The organism is Actibacterium naphthalenivorans, assembly GCF_014196965.1.
In the GTDB taxonomy this organism is placed as follows: Bacteria; Pseudomonadota; Alphaproteobacteria; order Rhodobacterales; family Rhodobacteraceae; genus Actibacterium_A; species Actibacterium_A naphthalenivorans.
The window spans coordinates 561,555-583,728 of sequence record NZ_JACIEQ010000002.1 but is presented as its reverse complement, the minus strand read 5'-3'; the positions used below and the strand labels follow the sequence as shown (position 1 = coordinate 583,728).

Here is a 22,174-nt window from a genome sequence, read left to right as displayed (position 1 = left end):
GCCGAAATGCCTTATAGGCGGCGGGCGGGTGCAGGGTAAAGGGGCGGGCCGGGCAAATCAGCGCAATTATGCCTTCGCGGGTTCCGCGCCCGACCGGCGGGCGCGGAAAAAGGCGGGTTTCCCCGCGCGTGTCAGGAGGCCATCGGCGCCGGCCTCGTCTTTTCGCGCCGCACCAGCAGCCGGTTCAGCGCGTTGACATAGGCCTTGGCCGAGGCGACCACGGTATCGGTATCCGATGACTGGCCGGTGACGATCTTGCCGTTTTCCTCCATCCGCACGCTGACCGTGGCCTGGGCATCGGTGCCTTCGGTCACCGCATGCACCTGATAGAGCTGCAGGCGCGCGGTATGCGGGAACAGCGCCTTGACCGCGTTGAACGCCGCATCCACAGGGCCGTCGCCAATGGCGGAAACCTGATGGTCGGCCCCGTCGATCGTCAGTGTCAGATCGGCCGTCTGCGGCGCTTCGGTGCCGCAGACCACGCGCAGGAACTTGACCTGGATGCGGCCATGCGCCTCGTCGGAGGAACTGTCATGCATCAGCGCGATCAGGTCGTCGTCGTAGACCTCTTTCTTGCGGTCGGCCAAAGCCTTGAACCGCACGAACACGTCCTTGAGCTGATTGTCGCCCAGATCATAGCCCAGATCGTTCAGCTTGGCGCGCAGCGCGGCGCGGCCCGAGTGCTTGCCCATCACCAGATTGGTTTCGCTCAGCCCGATATCCTCGGGGCGCATGATCTCGAACGTCTCGGCGTTCTTGAGCATGCCGTCCTGGTGGATGCCGCTTTCATGGGCAAAGGCGTTCTTGCCGACGATGGCCTTGTTATATTGCACCGGAAAGCCCGAAACGGTCGCGACGCGGCGGCTGACGTTCATGATCCGCGTGGTATCCACGCCGGTGCGGAACGGCATGATATCGTTGCGCACCTTCAGCGCCATCACCACCTCTTCCAGCGCGGTGTTGCCGGCACGCTCGCCCAGGCCGTTGATCGTGCATTCGATCTGCCGCGCGCCGGCCTCGACCGCGGCCAGGCTGTTGGCGGTGGCCATGCCCAGATCGTTGTGGCAATGGGTGGAAAACACCACATCCCCGGCGCCGGGCACCTTTTCGATCAGCATCCGGATCAGATCGGCGCTTTCACGCGGCGCGGTGTAGCCCACCGTGTCGGGGATGTTGATCGTGGTGGCGCCGGCCCGGATCGCGATCTCGACCACGCGGCACAGATAGTCATGTTCCGTGCGCGTCGCATCCATGGGCGACCATTGCACGTTGTCGCACAGGTTGCGCGCGTGGCTGACCGTTTCATGGATCAGATCGGCCATCGCATCCTTGCTGAGCTTGGGGATGTCGCGGTGCAGGGGCGAGGTGCCGATGAACGTGTGGATGCGCGGGCGGGCGGCGTGTTTCACCGCTTCCCAGCAGCGGTCGATATCCTTGAAATTGGCGCGGGACAGGCCGCAGATCACGGCATTCTGAGATTGTTTCGCAATGTCGCGCACCGCTTCGAAATCGCCTTCGGATGCGATGGGGAACCCGGCCTCGATGATATCCACGCCCATCTCGTCGAGCATGGAGGCGATCTCCAGCTTTTCGTCATGGGTCATGGTGGCGCCGGGGCTTTGCTCGCCGTCGCGCAGGGTTGTGTCGAATATCAGGACGCGGTCCTGTTTGGAAATATCGGTCATGGTGGTGTCTCTCTTTCAGTCCTCAGCTAAGCAATCCGGCGCTGGTCACCCCTGAGCGGTCGCGCCGAAGGCACGCTCAGAGGCGGCTAAGGAGCAGAAGGGCACGGGACAGCAGGGCGCGCGAAGCGGCCCCGGTGCGGATGGTGATATGAAGATCCCGTGTCATTGGCGCGAAATATACGCGCTGAGGCCGGAAAGGAAAGCTGAAATATTGGGCAAACGCGCCCGCGCGCCTACTCCGCGGCGGGGGCTTCGGGATCGGGCGCGGGGGCGGCCTCGCCCGAGGTCAGCACCCCGTTCTTCCAGTTGCCGGTTTCCTCTTCGCCGCTGGCATAGCGCATGGTGCCTTCGCCCTGCCGCTTGCCCTCGGCGAACATGCCTTCATAGACATCGCCGTTGGCATAGGTGGCGATCCCGTTGCCGTGGATCTCGCCGGCCTTCCATTCGCCCTCATAGGTGAACCCGTCGGGCATCACGATCTTGCCGGTACCTTCGCGCTGGCCGGCGACGAACCCGCCCTCATAGACCGTGCCGTCGGAATAGGTCGCCTTGCCCTGACCGTCGCGCAGCCCGTCTTTCCAGCTGCCGGTATAGGAATAGCCGTCGGTGAAGGTCATGGTGCCTTGCCCGTGGTTCTTGGCATTGCGGAACTCGCCCTCATAGACCAGCCCGTTGGCATAGGTGGCGATGCCCTTGCCGTCGATCACCCCGGCAGACCATTCGCCGTCATAGGTGGAGCCGTCGGGATAGGTGATCTTGCCGGTGCCGTCGGCAAGATCGTCGCGGAACTGGCCGACATAGACCGACCCGTCAGGATAGGTCACCGTGCCTTGTCCCTCGATCCGGCCCTCGACCCATTCGCCCTCGTAGACATAGCCGTCGGTGCCGCGGAACGTGCCCTGGCCCTGGCGCTTGTCATTCTGGAAGGCGCCTTCATAGACGTCGCCGTTGGCATAGGTCACCTTGCCCGCGCCGTGGCGTTCACCGTTGACCAGAAGCCCCTCGTAGACATCGCCGTTGGGCTGGGTCAGCGTGCCGAAGCCGTTGATCTGCCCGTCTTTCCAAGATCCGGTATAGGTCAGCCCGTCGGGCATGGTCAGCGTGCCCTGACCCGCGCGCTGGCCGTTCTTCATCTCGCCCTCATAGATCGCGCCGTCGGGATAGGTGATCTTGCCCGCGCCCTCCTTCACGCCTTCGATCCAGGCCCCTTCATAGATATAGCCATTGGGGCTGGTCATCGTGCCGGTGCCATGGTGCAGCGCGTTCAGGAAATCGCCCTCATAGCGCACGCCGTTGGCATAGACGGCCACGCCCTTGCCCGAGATCTTGCCATCGGTCCAGTCGCCCTCATAGGTGCCGCCATCGGCGAAGGTGATCTTGCCGAAGCCCTCGGGCTTGCCCCTGGCAAAGCTGCCCTCGTAGACCGAGCCGTTGGGAAAGCGTGCGATGCCGGTGCCGCGGATCTCTCCGGCGACCCACTCGCCGGAATACTCATAGCCGTTGGGCAGCCGGTAGGTGCCGCGCCCGTCCTGCTTGCCATCCTTGAAAGTGCCTTCGTAGATGCCGCCGTCATCATATTGCTTGGTGATGACCTGACCGGCCTCCTGCGCCACGGCCAAACCGGCCATGGTGATGAAAATGCCCGTCAGAACTGCGCCTGCCTTATGCACGACTGCCCCCTTAGCCCCTGCTGTGTCCACCCCAGCGAATGCGGCCCGAGCCTAGTGGAGGTGCCCGGGGCTGACAACGGTTTTCGCCATCAATCGGCTTTCCCTCGCGCAGAACTCTGCTAAGACAAATTTCGACACGGAGGTGCCGATGGCCGACAGATTTCGCCTGACACTTGCACAGCTTAACCCGACCGTCGGCGCGCTGGACGCGAATGCCGACATGGTGCGCGCGGCATGGGCCACCGCCAAGGCGGCCGGCGCCGACATGCTGGCGCTGCCCGAGATGTTCATCACCGGCTATCAGACGCAGGATCTGGTGATGAAGCCCGGCTTCACCCTTCACGCGATGCGCCTGGTGGATACGCTTGCGAAGGAATGCGCCGATGGCCCGGCGATCGGTATCGGCGGGCCCTATGCCTTTGCCGAGAAGCTCTACAACGCGTATTTCATCCTGTCGGGTGGCAAGGTGCAGGCCACGATCCTGAAGCATCACCTGCCCAACGAAACCGTGTTCGACGAACAGCGCCTGTTTTCCTCGGGTCCGGTCAACGGCCCTTACCGCATCGGACCGCTGTGTATCGGCACGCCGATCTGCGAGGATGCCTGGCACCCGGATGTCTGTGAAACCCTGGCCGAAACCGGGGCGAGCTTCTTTCTGGTGCCCAACGGATCGCCCTACTACCGCCACAAGCTCGACCGGCGGCTGACCCATATGGTGGCGCGCGTGGTCGAGACGGGGCTGCCGCTGATCTATCTCAACATGGTGGGCGGGCAGGACGATCAGGTGTTCGACGGCGGCAGTTTCGTGCTGAACCCAAGCGGCGAACTGGCGGCGCTGCTGCCGGTGTTCGACGAGACGGTGGTGCATGTGGATTTCACCGAGACGCCCGAAGGCTGGCGCGCGGTGGAGGGCGAAAAGAGCCGCCACCCCGACGTCTGGGAGCAGGATTACCGCGTGATGGTCGAGGCGCTGCGCGATTATTGCGACAAGTCGGGCTTCGGCAAGGTGCTGCTGGGCCTGTCGGGCGGTATCGACAGCGCCATCGTGGCGACCATCGCCGCCGACGCGCTTGGCCCCGAGAATGTGCGCTGCGTGATGCTGCCCTCCGAATACACCTCTCGCGCGTCGCTGGACGATGCCGAGGCCGTGGCAAAGGTGCTGGGCTGCCGCTACGACTATGTTCCGATCGGCCCGGCGCGGCAGGTGGTGACCGAAACGCTGGCGCCGCTGTTCGAGGGGCTGGCCCCCGACACGACAGAGGAAAACATCCAGTCGCGCCTGCGCGGGCTGCTGCTGATGGCGATGTCGAACAAGTTCGGCGAGATGCTGCTGACCACCGGCAACAAGTCCGAGGTGGCGGTGGGCTATGCCACGATCTATGGCGACATGGCCGGCGGCTACAACCCGATCAAGGATCTCTACAAGACGCGGGTTTTCGAAACCTGCCGCTGGCGCAACGCCAATCACCGGCCCTGGATGAAGGGTCCGGCGGGCGAGGTGATCCCGCCCCGCATCATCGACAAGCCGCCCTCGGCCGAGCTGCGCGCCGATCAGAAGGACGAAGACAGCCTGCCGCCCTATCCGGTGCTCGACGCGATCCTGACCATGCTGATCGACGAGGAGAAATCAGTGGCCGAGGCGGTGGCGGCCGGGTTCGACCGAGATGTGGTGAAGAAGGTCGAGCATCTGATCTATCTCTCGGAATACAAGCGCTATCAGTCCGCCCCCGGCGCGCGGCTGACGTTCCGCGCTTTCTGGCTGGACCGGCGCTATCCCATCGTCAACCGCTGGCGCGACCCGACCTGACCGGGGCGGGGGCGTTCACGCGCAAGTGATGCGCCCGGCGGCCAATTCGCGGCGCGTGATGCAACCACAGCGCGGCAGAACAGTTGAGTCTTCCAATAACAAAGGAGGCTCGCATGACCACCGTGAAACTCGCCGTCGTGTTCTACACGACCTATGGCACCAATCACCAGATCGCCACGATCGCCGCCCAGGCGGCCAAAGATGCGGGCGCGGAGGTGCGCCTGCTGCGCGTCGCCGAAACCGCGCCGCAAGAGGTGGTGAACGGGCAGGAGGCCTGGAAGGCCCAGTTGGACAAGATGTCCGACATCCCCGTCGTCACCCCGGATGATATGGACTGGGCCAACGCCTACTTCTTCTCCGCGCCCACGCGCTACGGCGTAGTGGCCAGCCAGATGCGGGGCTTCATCGACACGCTCGGCCCGCTCTGGCAGGAAGGCAAGCTGGCGAACAAACCCGTGACCGCGACCACCAGCGCTCAGAATGCCCATGGCGGGCAGGAGGCGACGCTGCTGTCGCTTTACACCACGTTCATGCACTGGGGCGCGGTTCTGGTGCCGCCGGGTTATACCGACAGCGTGATCTTCGAGGCCGGCGGCAACCCTTACGGCTATTCCCATACGCAGGGTGATCTGTTCGACAAGGCCGAACCGGCGATCGCGCATCAGGCCCGTCGCCTTGTGGAATTCGCAGGCAAGATCGCTGCCTGAGGTGGCGCTAGAGTTCGGTCAGCGGGCATTCGGCGATCAGCCGTTCTGCATCGGCGCGGGTGCACAGCCGGGTGGCATCGGTCATCACCGCGGCGCTGGCCGCCGCCGCACCGCGCTGCAGCGCCGCGCCCAGATCCTGCCCCCGGGCCAGTGACAGGGTGAAGCCTGCCACGAAACTGTCGCCCGCCCCGACCTTGCTTTTGACAGGCACCGGTGCGGCGGCGGCGTGCAGGCGCAGCCCGTCGGCCGCCAGCACCGATCCGTCGGCGCCGCGCGCCACCACCACCGCCCGCGCCGCGCCCCTTGCCACCAGCGACGCTGCGAAAGCAGCGCTGTCGGCGCGGGTGGGCAGCGGCTGGCCCGCCAGCCCCTCGGCCTCTTCCCCGTCCATGCGCAGGATATAGGGCACATGCGGATGCGCCTTCGCCAGATCCTGCAGGGCCGCGCCGGAAGTGTCGACCACCACTTTCGCGCCGGTATCCTTCAGGCAATCGCAGACCAATGTGGCGAAATGGGGCGGGATGCCGGGGGGCAGGCTGCCGCTCAGCACGACAAAGCCGCTGTCGGGCACCGCGTCGCGGATGCTGCCCAGAACGGCGGCCAAGCGTTCGTCATCCCAGGTCGGGCCGGGAAAGACAAAGCGGTATTGCCGCCCGTCGCGCCTGTCCGTCACGGCCAGGCTCTGCCGGGTTTCGCCGGGCGCGCGGAAGGGCAGGATGGCGATGCCTTCCTCGACCAGCAACTGTCGCAGCTTCTTGCCCATCGGTCCGCCGATCGCCACCAGTGCCCGGGTCTGGCCGCCCAGAATGCGCACCGCCCGCGACACGTTGATGCCGCCGCCGCCGGGATCGGTCACCGGCGGGTCGCAGCGCAGTTTCAGCTCCGGTTCCACCTGATCGACAGCGCTGGACAGGTCCACCGCCGGGTTCAGTGTGATCGTCAGAATGTCCTGCATGCCATGTGCCCTTCGACGCTTTCGGCGGCCAGACTGCCAGCCCGCCGCGCCGCCGCCAAGGCCCGACAAAAGAAAAACGGGGCGCTGTTGCGCCCCGCCGGATGTTTCGGGCCGTGGCCGTTTCAGACGCGCGGCAGCTTCATCTGATAGCTTGCCGGGACATAGCGAAACCCGTCGCCGCGCGCCTCTGCATAGCCCATCGCGGGGAAGGGCATGTGATAGCCGATGAAGGGCGTCTTGTCGGCGGCCAGCATGTTCAGCATCCGCCTGCGCGTGGCGGCGGCGGTGGATTTGTCCATGTCGAAGCTCACCTCCCAGTCGGGGTGGCCCAGCGACCAGACATAGTGATTGGCGAAATCGGCCCCCAGCAACAGGCTCTTGCCGCCGCTTTCCAGCATATAGGCCATGTGGCCCGGCGTGTGCCCGAAGGCCGCCATCGCCGTGATGCCGGAGGTGACGCTGCCGCCATCGTCAAGAAAGCTCATTTTGTCGGCCAGCGGTTTGACCTTGGTGTCGAAGCCTTCGTTGCCCATCTTGGCCCAGGCATCGAATTCCACCGCCCCCGTGACATAGCCTGCATTGGCAAAGGTTTCGCCCGCGGCGCCTGACAGCCCGCCGATATGATCGCCGTGCATATGGGTCAGCACCACGGTATCCACCTGATCGGCGGCATGGCCGGCGGCCGCCAGCGCGGCGGTGATGCCCTCGGGGGCAAGCCCGGTGTCGAACAGGATCAGCTCCGATCCGGTATTGACCAATGTCGGGGTGAAGAAGAACTGTGCGGCCTGCGTGGGGATGTAATTGGCGGCCGAGACTTCGGCGAATTCCTCTTCCGATGCGTTCAGGCCGAATATCTTGTGCGGGTCGGGTACGGTGCGGGTGCCGGCCAGAAGTGCGGTCACCTCGAACTCTCCCAGCATGAAGCGGTTGAACGGTGTCCGGGCGGGGCCCTGCATCGGCGCGGCGGCGTGGGCGGCAGTGCCCATGGCGCCGGCCAGCGGCAGCGCCGCCCCTGCAAGCAGCGCCTGCCGGCGGTTCAGTGAAATCTCGGATGCCATGGTCTTCTCCCTGTTAACGTCCGTTTCGCAGACAAGGGTAGCCGCAAGTGGCCCAATCTCCATGTCACGAGACCGCGAGGATGGCTTTTGCGCGCTGCCGGGCCCCGGTGCCGGGTGCTGTCATATGGACAATGCCGCGCGTCTGTGAAACAGCAGCGGCCAACAGGAGACTGCCATGACCGTTACCCGTTTCGCCCCGTCGCCCACCGGCTATCTGCATGTGGGCAACCTGCGCACCGCGCTGTTCAACTTCCTGATCACCCGCAAGGCGGGCGGCAGTTTCATCCTGCGGCTCGACGATACCGACCCGGAGCGCTCGAAGCAGGAATATGTGGACGCGATCCAGGAAGATCTCGAATGGCTGGGCATCACGTGGGACCGGATCGAGCGTCAGTCTCTGCGGCTCGACCGTTACGCCGAGGCCGCCGACAGGCTGCGCGCGGCGGGCCGGTTCTACGAGTGTTTCGAGACGCCGACCGAGCTGGATCTGAAGCGCAAGAAGCAGCTGAACATGGGCCGGCCGCCGGTGTATGACCGGGCCGGGCTGGCGCTGTCGGACGCTGAGAAAGACAAGCTGCGCGCCGAACGGTCGGGCCACTGGCGCTTTCTGCTGGATCACGAACGGATCGAATGGGCCGACGGGATTCTGGGCGATATCTCGATTGATGCGGCGTCGGTCTCCGACCCGGTGCTGATCCGCGGCGACGGGCAGGTGCTCTATACGCTGGCCTCGGTGGTGGACGACACGGAAATGGGGGTGACCCATGTGGTGCGCGGATCCGATCATGTGACCAACACCGCCACCCAGATTCAGATCATCCGGGCGTTGGGCGGCGCGGTGCCGGAATTTGCGCACCACTCGCTGCTGACCGGCCCGCAGGGCGAGGCGCTGTCCAAGCGGCTGGGCGTGCTCAGCCTGCGCGATCTGCGCGCGCAGGGGGTGGAACCGATGGCGCTGTTGTCGCTCATGGCGCGGCTGGGATCGTCGCAGCCGGTGGAGCTTTGCGCCTCGATCGACGAACTGGTGGCGGGATTCGACATCAGCCATTTCGGCGCGGCGCCGACCAAATTCGACGCCGATGACCTGTTCCCGCTGACCGCGCGGCATCTGCATGGCCTGCCCTTGGCGGCGGTGGCGGATGACGTTGCCGCGCTCGGGGTGCCCGGCGATATCGCCCCGCAGTTCTGGGAGGTGGTGAAGGACAATATCACGGTGAAGGCCGATATGGCCGCATGGTGGGATCTGTTCCGTAATGGCGCCGCGCCCGTGGTCGAGGAGGAGGACAAGGCGTTCGTCGCAGAGGCGCTCTCGCTGCTGCCCGAACCGCCTTATACGCCCGAAACCTGGGGCAGTTGGACGGCGGCGGTGAAGGAAAAGACCGGCCGCAAGGGCAGGGGGCTGTTCATGCCGCTGCGCAAGGCCGTGACAGGCCGGGCGAAGGGGCCCGAGATGGCCGATGTAATGCCGCTGTTGCAGAAGAAGCCGGGCTGACCGCTCAGCAGGCCCTGCGGCCCTTTTCGCCGGCGTGAGCGAGTAGGCCCGCGGCGGCTGACGAGCGCCCGGTCAGATCAGATTGGCCGACAGGCGCGAAAGCTGCCTGTCCACGAAGCGGCGCTCGTCATCATCAAGGCGCTGGTGCCGGGTATAGACCGGCGCGGCGCGGTCATCCCTGATCGGCGCGTCCCAGCCATCTGTGGTGTCGAAGAACCGCCGCGCGCCTTCCACGCCATATTCCCGCAGATAGCCCTGCACGACCACGTCGATATAGCTCAGCAGGATCGGGTGGCGCGTGTCGGGGTGATCGGAATGGCGGGGATGCACGGCATAGATTTGCACCGCCACCGGATGCGGCGCGTGATGCGCAAGCGGCCCCGATACCGGGTGCCGGTCATAGGCGCCCTCGCGCGTGTCGAGCGCGGCCCAGTCATGGCCCGGCACGGCGGCGATCAGCCCGTCGATCTCTTCCCCCGGCGCCTCATAGGCGGTCAGGAAGGCAAGCGGGCGCAGCACCGTGTGCCGCCAGGCCCGGCGCCAGCCGCTGACCCGCGCGGGAAAGGCGCGGGCATAGCCGTGGGTGGCCCGGTTCACGAGCGAGCCGTAGCCGAAGAAGAACGGATCCTGCATGGCGCATAATCTGGCGGCTGCCTCGGTGAATGCAAGGACTTGCCGCGTTGTGGCGCTTGATTTAGTGTTCACGCCATCTGCATCGGGAGAATCTGGGGAAACCCAGTGCCGAAGGAGCAACCGCCCCGGTAAACTCTCAGGCCAACGGACCGATGCAGAGAACAGAGCTCTGGAGAGTGGCGCTTGCGCCCGCCGAAGGGATAACGATCTCAGGCGACAGGACAGAGGGGGCATCGGTTTGGCGGTCTTTCGGGCCGCCGGTACGGTGCCGGCGCTGACCGGCGATGAAGGGGATGGCCGAATGTCGGAGCTGAAACGCACGGGGCTCTACGATCTGCATGTGGAACTTGGGGCCAGGATGGTGCCCTTCGCGGGCTATGAGATGCCCGTTCAATATCCACTGGGCGTGATGAAAGAGCATCTGCACTGCCGCGCGGCGGCGGGGCTGTTCGATGTCAGCCATATGGGGCAGGTGATCCTGCGGGCCCGTTCGGGCGTTCCGGCGGATGCGGCCACGGCACTGGAAACGCTGGTGCCGGTGGATGTGCTGGGCCTGAAGGAAGGGCGGCAGCGATACGGGCTGTTCACCAATGACGCGGGCGGCATCGAGGACGATCTGATGATCGCCGACCGGGGCGATCATCTGTTCCTCGTGGTCAACGCGGCCTGCAAGGAGGCCGATATCGCCCATCTGCGGGCGCATCTGTCCGACATCTGCGAGATCGAGGAAATCACCGACCGTGCGCTGCTGGCACTGCAGGGCCCGGCGGCCGAGGCGGTGCTGGACGGGCTGGTGCCCGGCGCGGCGGCGATGCGGTTCATGGATGTGGCGGTCATGCCGTCCGATTTCGGCACGCTGTGGATTTCCCGCTCGGGCTATACCGGCGAAGACGGCTATGAGATTTCGGTGGAAAACGCGCGGGCCGTCGCGTTCGCGCGGGCGCTGCTGGCGCATGAGGTGGTTCAGCCGATCGGCCTTGGCGCGCGCGATTCGCTGCGGCTGGAGGCAGGGCTTTGCCTTTATGGCAACGATATCGACACGACCACCTCTCCGGTCGAGGCCGCGCTGACCTGGGCCATTCAGAAGGTCCGCCGGCCCGGCGGCGCGCGCGAGGGCGGGTTCCCCGGCGCCGACCGTATCCTGCCCGAGCTTTCGCAGGGCACGACCCGCCTGCGCGTCGGCCTGCGCCCCGAGGGCCGGGCGCCGATGCGCGCGGGCACCGTGCTTTACGCCCTGCACGAGGGCGGCGCGCCGATCGGCGAGGTCACGTCGGGCGCGTTCGGCCCGTCGATCGGAGGGCCGATGTCGATGGGCTATGTCGCGTCCGGACATGCAGAGCCGGGCACCACGATCTATGGCGAGGTCAGGGGCAAGCGCCTGCCCGCCACCGTGACGGCGATGCCGTTCAGACCAAGCACCTACAAGCGTTGAGGGATCAGAGAGATGAAATTCACCGAAGAACATGAATGGCTGCGCGTCGAGGATGATGTTGTTGTCGTGGGCATCACCGAACATGCCGCCGAACAACTGGGCGATGTGGTGTTCGTGGACCTGCCCGAGGAAGGCACGACCGTCTCGAAGGACGACGAGATCGTGGTGATCGAAAGCGTCAAGGCGGCGTCCGACATTCTGGCGCCCGTCGATGGCGAGATCGTCGAGGTGAACGAGGCGCTGACCGACAACCCGGCGCTGGTCAACGAAGACGCGCAGGGCGAGGCATGGTTCTTCAAGATGAAGGTCGACGATCTGTCGGCGCTGGACGATCTGATGGACGAAGCCGCCTATAAAGACTTCATCGCGTGACGGTCCTTCGGACCGTTCCCAACCTCGCCACGCCCGATCCGGCCGGGCTGGCGGCGGTCTACCGCGATCTGTTGGGGCTGGAGCCGCTCATGGAAATGGCCTTCATTTCCACGCTGGGTGCCCCGGACGAGGCCCCGGTGCAACTGAGCCTGGCTGCCGAGGGCGGGTCCGGCACGGCGCTGCCCGCCATATCGGTCGAGATGGACGATCTGAACGACACGCTGGCCCGCGCCCGGGATCTTGGTGCCGCCATCGAGCCCGGCCCCGTGGACGAACCCCGGGGCGTGCGGCGCTTCTTTTTGCGTGATCCGGCGGGAACGCTGGTGAACATTCTGACTCATAGCTGAACCGGACGGACACATGCCCTTCAACCCCATCGACTACGACCCCTATGATTTCGCCAACCGCCGCCACATCGGCCCCTCGCCCGAGGAAATGGCCGAGATGTTCGGCGTCTTGGGGGTGGAAAGCCTGGATGCGCTGATCGACCAGACCGTTCCGAAAGCCATCCGCCAGGCGGCACCGCTGGACTTCGGCGCGCCGCTGTCCGAACGCGAGCTGCTGTGGCATCTGCGGCAGGTGGCCAGGAAGAACAAGGTTTTCACCACGATGATCGGACAGGGGTTTCACGGCACCGTCATGCCCCCGGCGATCCAGCGCAACATTCTGGAAAACCCGGCCTGGTACACCGCCTATACCCCCTATCAGCCCGAGATCAGCCAGGGCCGGCTCGAGGCGCTGCTGAACTATCAGACCATGGTCAGCGACCTGACCGGGCTGGAGATCGCCAATGCCTCGCTGCTGGACGAGGCGACGGCCTGCGCCGAAGCGATGACCATGGCACAGCGGGTGGCCCGCTCCAAGGCGACGGCCTTCTTCGTGGATGAAAACTGCCACCCGCAGAATATCGCCGTGATCTGCACCCGGGCCGAACCGCTGGGCATCGAGGTGATCGTGGGCGACCCGGCCACCGATCTGGATCCCGCAACAGTCTTTGCGGCGATCTTTCAGTACCCCGGCACCCATGGCCATCTGACCGATTTCACCGATGCCATCGCTGCCCTGCACGCGGCAAAGGCGCTTGGCATCGTCGCGGCCGACCCGATGGCGCTGTTGCTGCTGAAAGAGCCGGGGGCGATGGGGGCGGATATCGCGGTGGGCTCGACCCAGCGGTTCGGAGTTCCGCTGGGCTATGGCGGGCCGCACGCGGCCTATATGGCCTGCAAGGATGCCTATAAGCGTGCGATGCCGGGGCGGATCGTCGGCGTCTCCGTCGACGCGCGCGGCAACAAGGCCTACCGGCTGGCGCTGCAGACCCGCGAACAGCATATCCGCCGCGAAAAGGCCACGTCGAACGTCTGCACCGCGCAGGCGCTTCTGGCGGTGATGGCCGGGTTCTATGCGGTGTTCCACGGGCCGAAGGGGCTGAAGGCCATCGCCCAACGCATCCACACCACCACGGTGCGGATGGTGGAAGGGCTGGAGGCCGCCGGCTTCGCGGTGACGCCGAAAGCGTTCTTCGATACGGTGACGGTTGATGTCGGCCCGATGCAGGGCGTCATCTACGCGGCGGCGCAGGCCCGGCAGATCAACCTGCGCCGGGTCGGCACGACGAAGCTGGGCATCACGCTGGATGAAACCACCCGCTCGGCCACGATCAAGGATCTGTGGGCGGCCTTCGGCATCGCGCGCCGGGATGACCCCGCGACCGTCGAATTCCGCGTTCCCGAAGCGCTGCACCGGCAAAGCGATTACCTGACCCACCCGGTGTTCCACATGAACCGTGCCGAAACCGAGATGATGCGCTACATGCGCCGTCTGGCCGACCGCGACCTGGCGCTTGACAGGGCGATGATCCCGCTGGGCTCCTGCACCATGAAGCTGAACGCGGCGGTCGAGATGATGGCGATCTCCTGGCCGGAGTTTTCCAACATCCACCCCTTCGCCCCGGCCGATCAGGCACAGGGCTACGCTGAAATGCTGGAAAGCCTGAGCGCGATCCTGTGCCAGGCCACCGGCTATGACGCGATGTCGATGCAACCGAACTCGGGCGCGCAGGGGGAATATGCGGGGCTGCTGACCATCGCCGCCTGGCACCGGGCACAGGGGCAGGGGAATCGCGACATCTGCCTGATCCCGGTCTCCGCGCATGGCACCAACCCGGCGTCGGCCCATATGTGCGGCATGAAGGTGGTCGTGGTGAAATCATCCGCCAACGGCGATATCGACCTGGAAGATTTCCGCGCCAAGGCCGAGGCGGCGGGCGACAGGCTGGCCGCCTGCATGATCACCTATCCCTCCACCCACGGCGTGTTCGAGGAGACGGTGCGCGAGGTCTGCGAGATCACCCACAGATACGGCGGGCAGGTCTATCTGGATGGTGCCAACCTGAACGCGCTGGTCGGGCTGGCCAAACCGGGGGAAATCGGGGCGGACGTGTCGCACCTGAACCTGCACAAGACCTTCGCCATCCCGCATGGCGGCGGCGGCCCCGGCATGGGGCCGATCGGGGTCAAGGCGCATCTGGCGCCGTTCCTGCCCGGCCATCCCGATACGGGCGGGGCCGAAGGGCCTGTGTCGGCGGCGCCATACGGTTCGGCGTCGATCCTGCTGATTTCCTGGGCGTACTGCCTGGCGATGGGCGGCGCCGGACTGACGCAGGCCACCAAGGTCGCGATCCTGAACGCCAACTACATCGCCATACGACTGGAAGGCGCCTATGATGTGCTGTTCAAGGGCCGCGCGGGCCGGGTCGCGCATGAATGCATCCTCGACACGCGCCCCTTCGCCGACAGCGCCGATATCACGGTCGACGACATCGCAAAGCGCCTGATCGACAACGGCTTCCACGCGCCGACCATGAGCTGGCCGGTGGCCGGCACGCTGATGGTCGAACCCACCGAATCGGAAACCAAGGCCGAACTGGACCGGTTCTGCGACGCGATGCTGGCGATCCGCGAAGAGATACGCGCGGTGGAATCGGGCGAGATGGATGCCGAGAACAACCCGCTCAAGAACGCGCCGCACACGGTGGGGGATCTGGTCGCCGACTGGGCCCGCCCCTACAGCCGCGAACAAGGCTGCTTTCCGCCCGGCGCGTTCCGGGTGGACAAATACTGGCCGCCCGTGGGCCGTGTCGACAATGTTTTCGGCGACCGCCACTTGGTCTGCACCTGCCCGCCGCTGGAAGACTATGCAGAGGCGGCGGAATAGCGGTGCGCCTTCGGCGCAGGATATTCAACTATTGGGGCTCTGCCCCAAACCCCGGGATATTTTGACCAAAGCAACTGAGATAAATGACCCGGCCGGTCTTGCTTTGGGCGAAATATCCCCGCCGGAGGCACCTGAACCTCTTTCCAAAGGAAAGAGGTGAGGAAAAAGGCATGCGCCGCAGGCGCTCGTCAGGGTCAAACCGATCAAGCCTTGCGGCGTGGATGCAGGTCGCGTTCGCTGAAGCTTATGCCTCGTGCCGCCAGCCATTCGGTGAAATGCGCGGTCTTGGCCTCCAGCGAGCAGGTGCCGGTAAGGCAGTCGGGACCGCGGTTATAGTCTTCGCGCAGTCGAAGTTGCTGGTCCGAGTCAAGGTCATGCCAGGGGGTCATGGGGCGCCTCCGGTTGTGGCGGGGAGAGTTTGCCCTTGTGAAGGGGGTCGTGCAATACAATATATTCCTAATATTGAATTCAACGGAGAGACAAGATGGCCGACAGCCTGAAACTCGTTTGTCTTGAATGCGGCAGCACCAATCGGGTGCCGGAGGCCAGGCTGGGGGCCGGGCCGAAATGCGGGACTTGTGGTGCGAAACTGAATGATGGCAAGGTGCGCCCGCTTGATCTGAAGACCCTGCAAAAAAGCGCGCAGGCCGATGATCTGCCGTTGCTGGTGGATTTCTGGGCGCCCTGGTGTGGCCCGTGCCGGATGATGGCGCCGCAGTTTGCGCAGGCGGCTCAGGCATTGGCCCCGGGGGCGCGTTTGGCCAAGATCGATACGCAGGACCACCCCGACGCCTCGGCCAGGTTCAACATTCGCGGCATCCCGGCGTTGATCCTGTTTCAGAACGGTCGCGAGGTGGCGCGTCTGGCGGGGGCGCGGCCGGCGGCGGATATCGAGGCTTTCGTGCGCTCAAAGGCCAAGCTGCCCGCTTGACACCGGCGCGGCCATGCGCGAAATGGATTCTCGATGGGGCCGTAGCTCAGTTGGGAGAGCGCGTCGTTCGCAATGACGAGGTCGTCGGTTCGATCCCGATCGGCTCCACCATGAAAACACCCGCCTGGTTGTGAGAGCGTCGCTGGCCTGCGCGGCGCAGCGGCCCCTGTTTCACCGGGTCCAGCAACACCGGCTTTGGATGGCTGATCCTGTCTTGACGGATTGCCGCTGATCGACCGGGCCCGCGTCAGCGTGCTGCGGGGCCCGGTCGATCCGGTGGTTTGCGATCAATAAGGGCTCAGCGCGCAAACTTCTTATACTTCACCCGCTTCGGCTCGATGCTGTCCGGCCCCAGTCGCCGCACCTTGTCTTCCTCATAAGCCTCGAAGTTGCCTTCGAACCATTCCACATGGGCGTTGCCTTCGAAGGCGAGCATATGAGTACACAGGCGGTCGAGGAAGAACCGGTCGTGCGAGATGATGACGGCACAGCCGGCGAAATCTTCCAGCGCCGCTTCCAGCGCCTGCAACGTTTCCACATCCAGATCGTTGGTCGGTTCGTCAAGCAGCAGCACGTTGCCGCCTGCCTTAAGCAGCTTGGCCATATGAACCCTGTTGCGTTCGCCGCCCGACAGAAGGCCCACTTTCTTCTGCTGGTCGCCGCCCTTGAAGTTGAACGACGAACAATAGGCGCGGCTGTTGACCTGCGCATCGCCCAGTTCGATGATCTCGGCGCCGCCGGAGATTTCTTCCCATACCGTTTTATCGGGGTCGAGCGCGTCGCGCGACTGATCCACATAAGAAAGCTGTACCGTATCACCGTAGCTGACGGTGCCACTGTCGGGCTGTTCCTGCCCGGTCAGCATGCGGAACAGCGTGGATTTGCCGGCGCCGTTGGGGCCGATCACGCCGACGATGCCGCCGGGGGGCAGGGCGAAGGACAGATCCTCGACCAGCAGCTTGTCGCCATAGGCTTTCTTCAGGTTCTCGACCTCGATCACCTTGCCGCCAAGGCGTGGGCCGTTGGGGATGATGATCTGGGCGCGCGACAGTTTCTCGCGCTCGGACTGGCCGGCGAGTTCTTCATAGGCGTTGATCCGGGCCTTCTGCTTGGCCTGACGGGCCTTGGCGCCGGCGCGGATCCATTCCAGTTCGCGCTCCAGCGTCTTTTGCTTGGATTTGTCTTCGCGGGCCTCCTGGGCCAGGCGCTTGGCCTTTTGCTCCAGCCACGCCGAATAGTTTCCTTCGTAGGGCATGCCGCGGCCACGATCGAGCTCGAGGATCCAGCTGGTGATGTCATCCAGGAAATAGCGGTCATGGGTGACGCAAAGGATCGTGCCCTTGTATTCGATCAGGTGCTTTTGCAGCCAGGCGATGGTTTCGGCATCCAGATGGTTGGTCGGTTCGTCGAGCAGCAGCATGTCGGGCGCTTCGAGCAGCAGCTTGCACAGCGCCACGCGGCGCTTTTCGCCGCCCGACAGGTTGGCGGTGCCGGCATCGTCGGGCGGGCAGCCCAGGGCCTCCATCGCCACGTCGATCTGGCTGTCGAGATCCCACAGGTTCTCGGAATCGATCTGATCCTGCAGCTCCGCCATCTCGTCGGCGGTTTCGTCGGAATAGTTCATCGCCAGTTCGTTGAACCGGTCGAGCTTGGCCTTCTTCTCGGCCACGCCCAGCATGACGTTTTCGCGGACGTTCAGCGCTTCGTCGAGCTGGGGCTCCTGCGGGAGATAGCCGACCTTGGCGCCCTTGGCGGCCCATGCCTCGCCCGAGAAATCCTTGTCGATCCCCGCCATGATGCGCAGCAGGGTGGATTTACCGGCGCCGTTGACACCGACCACGCCGATCTTGACGCCGGGCAGGAAGGAAAGCCGGATATTCTCGAAGCATTTCTTGCCGCCCGGATAGGTCTTGGAGACCCCGTCCATGTGGTAGACATATTGGTAAGATGCCATGGGTGCCGCTCCTCGGATTCCGGTTTGTCGTGATGTAGCGGCTCTGCGGTGCCGCTGCAATCCCGGGGGCGGAAATGCAGAACGGCGGCCGCCGGGGCCGCCGCCGTTTTTCTTGGGCCGGATCGGCCGTCTTCAGCTGGCCTTGCGCCGGCGGCGTCCGACCAGCGGCAGGGCGCCAAGCCCGGTGACCAGGATCAGCGCCGAGGCGGGCAGGGGCACAGCCGCCACGGAAAGGGCGGTGACAGAGGCGGCCGTCGTGACCGGGCCGAGGAAGAACCGGCTGGCGCCGCCTTCGAAGTTGACGGCGATTTCACTGCCATCGGCCAGGCTCAGGCTGGTGGGCATGTCATCCCAGGTCAGCCAGCCCGCCCCGGCGCCAAACGCGATCTTGCCGGCCAGGAACCAGGCGCCGCCGCTTCCTTCGCTGGTGACCGAGAACGTCGGGTCGGTGAAGGCCAGCGTCGCGGTAATGTCGAACTGCCGGGCAGGCGCGCCGGTGGCGCCGTCAACGTCGAAATCGATGAAATCGAACGCGTAGGTTTCGCCTTCGGTCAGGCTGAAGCTGGCCGGCGTGCCGAAGCCGCTGGCCAGGCTTGCCGATACGCCGCAACTCGTCAGCGTACACAATCCTCCGCCGCCCGACTGATCCGTGATCTGTACGGAGGAGTTCGATACGTCGAAAGTCAGGTCAACGGTGGCGGCATCTGCGGCACCGGCAATGCTGAATGCCATGGTGCCGGCCGCGATGATCGCGAGAGCTTTGTGTTCCATTTTCAGTCCCAAAATTTGTTTACCAGAATTTCGCCCGAGCGGCGTGTGGGCCGACGGGCGACGCGAAATGGCTATTGCTTTAGGGCTAAAATGTTTGCCTGAAGCTTGGCTGGCCCCTTCAGGGTAGTGCTGCGTGGGCTGCGCGACAAGTGTTTTTGAAGTGTTTTTGCGATGCCGGTTCAGGGCTTGTGTTTTCGTCAACAATGGCATCAGGCGCGGTCCATTGTTGCGGTTTTGGGGGCAAGCGTTCCGCGTGACAGCAGGCACTCCGATCAGGGCTCTGGCTTGCGGATTCGTGGATGCGCGGGCGTTGGCACAAAGTGAAACGGCGGCCGTGTGGCCGCCGTCAAAACCGAAATGTCAGAGCAGAGATCAGGCTGCTTTGCGGCGGCGGCGGCCAACCAGCGGAAGCAGGCCAAGCCCGCTGCCCAGAAGCAGCGCCGCGCCCGGAAGCGGAACGATGCTGAGCAGGGTCACGGTCGCGGTGGTGACGCCCTTGGAGCCGATCACGGTGAAGCCGTTTTCGAAATCAACCGACACCTGGCTGCCGTCGGCAAGGGTGACGGTGGCCGGGACGCTGGACCAGGCGAGCGAACCGCCGGTGACGGCGCCGATGTTGAGCGTCGAGATCGTGGCAACGCCGGTATCGCTGACGCTGCCCAGGCCGGCCGGCGCCGAGAAGGCGAGGGTAGCCGAAACATCGTAGTCGCCCGTGCCGGTATCGTCGATCGTGTAGAACTCGGCGAAATCGAAGGTGTAGGATTCACCCGGTGCAAGACTGAACGATCCGCCGAACCCGCTGGCCAGGCTGGCCTGCGTGCTGCAGTAGCCGACGGTGCAGGACGAGAGCGTGGCGGACACGCTGGAGGCGGCGGTGTCGATGGTGAAATCAATTGTCGAGGCTTCGGCGGCACCAAGTGCCATTGTGCCGGCAGCCACAAGCGCGAGAGTAAATTTTTTCATGACGTGTTACCCGTTTCAGTTTGTGCCACACCAAAACCCCGGTACGGCAAATCATATTCCAATGTACAAATCGCAAGGTTCGATACCTGCCATTGCGATCACTGTACCAGCAGATTGATCATAATTCAAAATCTATGAGCGCTAGTCTCTGATATTGCAGCCAAAAATGCCGCAATAACCGTTGCAATTTGCGAATTTCCACATTGAAACCACATCTCTGACAAAGAAATGCGGAATTGCGCAAAAACTGGGCGGTCTGAGAGAATCACCTGCGCCGCAATTCCGCGCTTTCTGTCCAGCGGTAATTGACAGCAGGCCGCGCAATGGCCGAAGTAGCGCCGGGGAGCCGGAAAAGGGAGGGTTTTCGTGCGATATCGCCTGCCTTTTGCGGCAAGGGGCCAGATCATCGGATTGCTGGGCGGCTCGTTCGACCCGGCCCATGAAGGGCACGCCCATATCACCCGCGAGGCGCTGAAGCGCTTTGGCCTCGACAAGGTGTGGTGGCTGGTCTCGCCGGGAAACCCGCTGAAGACGGAAGGGCCGGCGCCTCTGGAAAAACGGCTTTCCGCCGCGCGGGCGGTGATGGAGCACCCGCGGGTGAGTGTCACCGATTTCGAGGCGCAGATCGGCACGCGCTATACCGCCGAGACGCTCGAGGCGCTGCTGACGCTCTATCCGGGTGTGCGCTTCGTCTGGCTGATGGGGGCCGACAACCTGGCGACGTTTCATCACTGGGACCGGTGGGACTGGATCATGGAGAACGTCCCGATCGGGGTGATCGCGCGGCCGGGGCAGCGGCTGACGGCGCGGATGTCAAAGGCGGCCGACCGCTATGCAAAATACCGCGTGCCGGCGCGGGCCTCCACGCTGCTGGGGCGTTGCCCGCCGCCGGCGTGGTGCTTTGTGAACATTCCGATGGTGAACATTTCATCCACCGAAATCCGGGCCCGTGGCGGATGGCGCCGGTAGCGTCGGAAACAGGGCCCCGCACGGGCGGTTCTGCTTGCCCGCGCCGGGGGGATTTGCTTCACTTCGCGCCATGACAAACGGGCACATTCGGGTTTCGCGGCGATGGGTTGTGGCATGCCTTCTGGCAGGTGCCGCCGATCGGGCCTTTGGCCTGCCGCTGAGCCATTCTCCGCGCCCGGAATTGCGGCCCGCGGGCCCGGTTGCCTCCGGCGCCGACGCGCTGATCGAAGCGGCGCGGCTGGGCGGTAAGATCGGCTTCGTGGTGGCCGACGCCCGCACCGGCGCGGTGCTGGAGGCGCGAAACCCCATTCTGCGGCTGCCGCCCGCCAGCACCGCAAAGGCGGTGACCACGCTTTACGCATTGGCAAAGCTGCCCCCCGACTATCGGTTCCAGACCCGGGTTCTGGCCACCGGCCCGGTTCGGGGCGGGCGAGTCGAGGGCGATCTGGTTCTGGCGGGAACCGGCGATCCGGTGCTGGACACCGACACGCTGGCCGGGCTGGCGGCGGGGCTGAAGGCGGCGGGCGTGCGCGAGGTGGCCGGAAAGTTCCGCTATTTCGCCGGGGCGTTGCCGCATCTGAAGGTGATCGACCCCGAACAGCCCGACCACGTGAGCTATAATCCGGCGGTGTCGGGGCTGAACCTGAATTTCAACCGGGTTCTGTTCGAATGGCACCGTGCATCGGCGGGGTGGGACGTGACGATGGACGCCCGCAGCAACAGCTACCGGCCTCGGGTCGGCATGTCGCGGATGCGGGTGGTGAACCGGCAGAGCCCGATCTACACCTATGACGACCGGGCCGGCACCGATGACTGGACCGTCGCCAGCGCGGTGCTTGGCAATGGCGGCAGCCGCTGGCTTCCGGTGCGCAAGCCGGCGCTTTATGCGGCCGAGGTGTTTCAGACGCTGGCCCGGTCGCACGGGATCGTCCTGCCGGCGCCGGTGGCGGCCCCGGCGCTGCCGCAAGGCGCGGTGATCGTGGCGCATGACAGCCCCGTGCTGCGCGAGCTGCTGACCGATATGCTGAAGTATTCCACGAACATGACCGCCGAAGTCATCGGCATGACGGCGACATATGCCGGGGGCGGTCACCCGGTTTCGCTGTCGGGCTCGGCGGCGGCGATGAATGATTGGCTGGGCGAGACGCTGGGCATCCGGCGCGCGCGGTTCGTGGATCATTCCGGGCTGGGGTCGGGATCGCGGATCGCGGCGGCGGATATGGTCAAGCTGCTGGTGGCGGCGGGGGCGGACGGGCCGCTGCGGCCCCTGATGAAACCCGTGTGGTTGCGCGATGCGAAGGGGCGGCCGGTGAAGGATCACCCGGTGCGGATCCGGGCCAAGACCGGCACCCTGAACTTCGCCAGCGCGCTGACCGGCTATGTCACCACGGCTGATGGGCGCGAGCTGGCCTTTGCCACCTTCATGGCCGATGAGGAACGGCGGGCAAAACTGGACCGCGCCAGCCGCGAGCGCCCCAAGGGCGGGCGAAGCTGGGCCACGCGGGCCCGGACGCTGCAATTGAAGCTGATCGAACGGTGGGCGACGCTTTACGGCGCGTGAG

Annotated in this window: 19 protein-coding genes, 1 tRNA gene and 1 riboswitch; of the genes, 11 read left to right on the top strand and 9 right to left on the bottom strand. The window is 65.1% G+C overall.

Going from position 1 to position 22,174, the window contains the following annotated elements:
• Positions 1-131: 131 nt before the first annotated feature.
• Both GGR17_RS11175 and GGR17_RS11170 read right to left on the bottom strand, forming a co-directional pair.
• On the bottom strand, positions 132-1,685 hold the full coding sequence (locus GGR17_RS11175; RefSeq protein WP_037208218.1) for a 2-isopropylmalate synthase: 1,554 nt from the start codon (positions 1,683-1,685) through the stop codon (positions 132-134).
• Between the two features lie 233 nt (positions 1,686-1,918).
• On the bottom strand, positions 1,919-3,313 hold the full coding sequence (locus tag GGR17_RS11170) for an MORN repeat-containing protein (RefSeq protein ID WP_054540398.1): 1,395 nt from the start codon (positions 3,311-3,313) through the stop codon (positions 1,919-1,921).
• A 190-nt stretch (positions 3,314-3,503) separates the two neighbouring features.
• On the opposite strand from GGR17_RS11170, the gene GGR17_RS11165 reads away from it, so the two are divergent.
• Positions 3,504-5,162, top strand: a complete 1,659-nt coding sequence (locus GGR17_RS11165) for an NAD+ synthase (RefSeq protein WP_054539045.1) — start codon at positions 3,504-3,506, stop codon at positions 5,160-5,162.
• Positions 5,163-5,275: 113 nt separating this feature from the next.
• A complete protein-coding gene (wrbA, locus tag GGR17_RS11160) occupies positions 5,276-5,869 on the top strand; it encodes an NAD(P)H:quinone oxidoreductase type IV (protein ID WP_054539044.1) in 594 nt (197 codons plus the stop codon).
• Positions 5,870-5,876: 7 nt separating this feature from the next.
• Here the strand turns inward: wrbA and GGR17_RS11155 are convergent, their stop codons facing one another.
• Together GGR17_RS11155 and GGR17_RS11150 are read right to left on the bottom strand one after the other, a co-directional pair.
• Positions 5,877-6,824: a 1-phosphofructokinase family hexose kinase gene (locus GGR17_RS11155; protein WP_054539043.1), complete on the bottom strand. Its 948-nt coding sequence runs from the start codon at positions 6,822-6,824 to the stop codon at positions 5,877-5,879.
• Between the two features lie 122 nt (positions 6,825-6,946).
• Complete coding sequence (locus GGR17_RS11150; protein ID WP_054539042.1) at positions 6,947-7,882, bottom strand: MBL fold metallo-hydrolase; 936 nt, start codon at positions 7,880-7,882, stop codon at positions 6,947-6,949.
• Between the two features lie 175 nt (positions 7,883-8,057).
• On the opposite strand from GGR17_RS11150, the gene gltX reads away from it, so the two are divergent.
• Positions 8,058-9,374 carry a glutamate--tRNA ligase gene (gene gltX / locus GGR17_RS11145; protein ID WP_037208210.1) on the top strand — a complete coding sequence of 439 codons (1,317 nt, stop codon included), beginning with the start codon at positions 8,058-8,060 and terminating at the stop codon, positions 9,372-9,374.
• 72 nt (positions 9,375-9,446) lie between these two features.
• Here the strand turns inward: gltX and GGR17_RS11140 are convergent, their stop codons facing one another.
• Complete coding sequence (locus tag GGR17_RS11140; protein ID WP_054539041.1) at positions 9,447-10,007, bottom strand: gamma-glutamylcyclotransferase family protein; 561 nt, start codon at positions 10,005-10,007, stop codon at positions 9,447-9,449.
• A 73-nt stretch (positions 10,008-10,080) separates the two neighbouring features.
• Positions 10,081-10,169, top strand: a riboswitch (glycine riboswitch).
• 139 nt (positions 10,170-10,308) lie between these two features.
• On the opposite strand from GGR17_RS11140, the gene gcvT reads away from it, so the two are divergent.
• From gcvT to gcvP, 4 genes are read left to right on the top strand one after another with little or no spacing between them, the layout of a single operon-like run.
• A complete protein-coding gene (gcvT, locus tag GGR17_RS11135; RefSeq protein WP_054540397.1) occupies positions 10,309-11,439 on the top strand; it encodes a glycine cleavage system aminomethyltransferase GcvT in 1,131 nt (376 codons plus the stop codon).
• Between the two features lie 12 nt (positions 11,440-11,451).
• Positions 11,452-11,811, top strand: a complete 360-nt coding sequence (gcvH, locus tag GGR17_RS11130) for a glycine cleavage system protein GcvH (protein ID WP_037208206.1) — start codon at positions 11,452-11,454, stop codon at positions 11,809-11,811.
• A complete protein-coding gene (locus GGR17_RS11125; protein ID WP_054539040.1) occupies positions 11,808-12,158 on the top strand; it encodes a VOC family protein in 351 nt (116 codons plus the stop codon). Before gcvH ends, GGR17_RS11125 begins: the two co-directional genes overlap by 4 nt.
• Before the next feature lie 13 nt (positions 12,159-12,171).
• Positions 12,172-15,024: an aminomethyl-transferring glycine dehydrogenase gene (gene gcvP / locus GGR17_RS11120; protein WP_054539039.1), complete on the top strand. Its 2,853-nt coding sequence runs from the start codon at positions 12,172-12,174 to the stop codon at positions 15,022-15,024.
• A gap of 203 nt (positions 15,025-15,227) precedes the next feature.
• Here gcvP and GGR17_RS11115 read toward each other — a convergent pair whose 3' ends face one another.
• On the bottom strand, positions 15,228-15,413 hold the full coding sequence (locus tag GGR17_RS11115) for a hypothetical protein (RefSeq protein WP_054539038.1): 186 nt from the start codon (positions 15,411-15,413) through the stop codon (positions 15,228-15,230).
• A 95-nt stretch (positions 15,414-15,508) separates the two neighbouring features.
• Here GGR17_RS11115 and trxC point away from each other — a divergent pair, with 95 nt between their 5' ends.
• Both trxC and GGR17_RS11105 read left to right on the top strand, forming a co-directional pair.
• A complete protein-coding gene (trxC, locus tag GGR17_RS11110; RefSeq protein ID WP_054539037.1) occupies positions 15,509-15,955 on the top strand; it encodes a thioredoxin TrxC in 447 nt (148 codons plus the stop codon).
• A 35-nt stretch (positions 15,956-15,990) separates the two neighbouring features.
• Positions 15,991-16,066, top strand: a tRNA-Ala gene (locus tag GGR17_RS11105).
• Positions 16,067-16,253: 187 nt separating this feature from the next.
• On the opposite strand, the gene ettA is transcribed toward GGR17_RS11105, so the two are convergent.
• The 3 genes from ettA to GGR17_RS11090 all read right to left on the bottom strand — a co-directional run bounded on the left by ettA (position 16,254) and on the right by GGR17_RS11090 (position 19,643).
• Positions 16,254-17,909 carry an energy-dependent translational throttle protein EttA gene (gene ettA / locus GGR17_RS11100; RefSeq protein ID WP_054539036.1) on the bottom strand — a complete coding sequence of 552 codons (1,656 nt, stop codon included), beginning with the start codon at positions 17,907-17,909 and terminating at the stop codon, positions 16,254-16,256.
• A 132-nt stretch (positions 17,910-18,041) separates the two neighbouring features.
• Positions 18,042-18,890 carry a VPLPA-CTERM sorting domain-containing protein gene (locus GGR17_RS11095; protein ID WP_082386597.1) on the bottom strand — a complete coding sequence of 283 codons (849 nt, stop codon included), beginning with the start codon at positions 18,888-18,890 and terminating at the stop codon, positions 18,042-18,044.
• A 162-nt stretch (positions 18,891-19,052) separates the two neighbouring features.
• Entirely contained in the window at positions 19,053-19,643 is a 591-nt protein-coding gene (locus tag GGR17_RS11090) for a carbohydrate-binding protein (RefSeq protein ID WP_054539034.1), read from the bottom strand.
• Positions 19,644-20,009: 366 nt separating this feature from the next.
• On the opposite strand from GGR17_RS11090, the gene GGR17_RS11085 reads away from it, so the two are divergent.
• Complete coding sequence (locus tag GGR17_RS11085) at positions 20,010-20,612, top strand: nicotinate-nucleotide adenylyltransferase (RefSeq protein WP_054539033.1); 603 nt, start codon at positions 20,010-20,012, stop codon at positions 20,610-20,612.
• A 109-nt stretch (positions 20,613-20,721) separates the two neighbouring features.
• Positions 20,722-22,173 (top strand): D-alanyl-D-alanine carboxypeptidase/D-alanyl-D-alanine endopeptidase, encoded by a 1,452-nt coding sequence (gene dacB / locus GGR17_RS11080; protein WP_255353422.1) that lies wholly within the window; start codon positions 20,722-20,724, stop codon positions 22,171-22,173.
• Position 22,174: the final 1 nt, after the last annotated feature.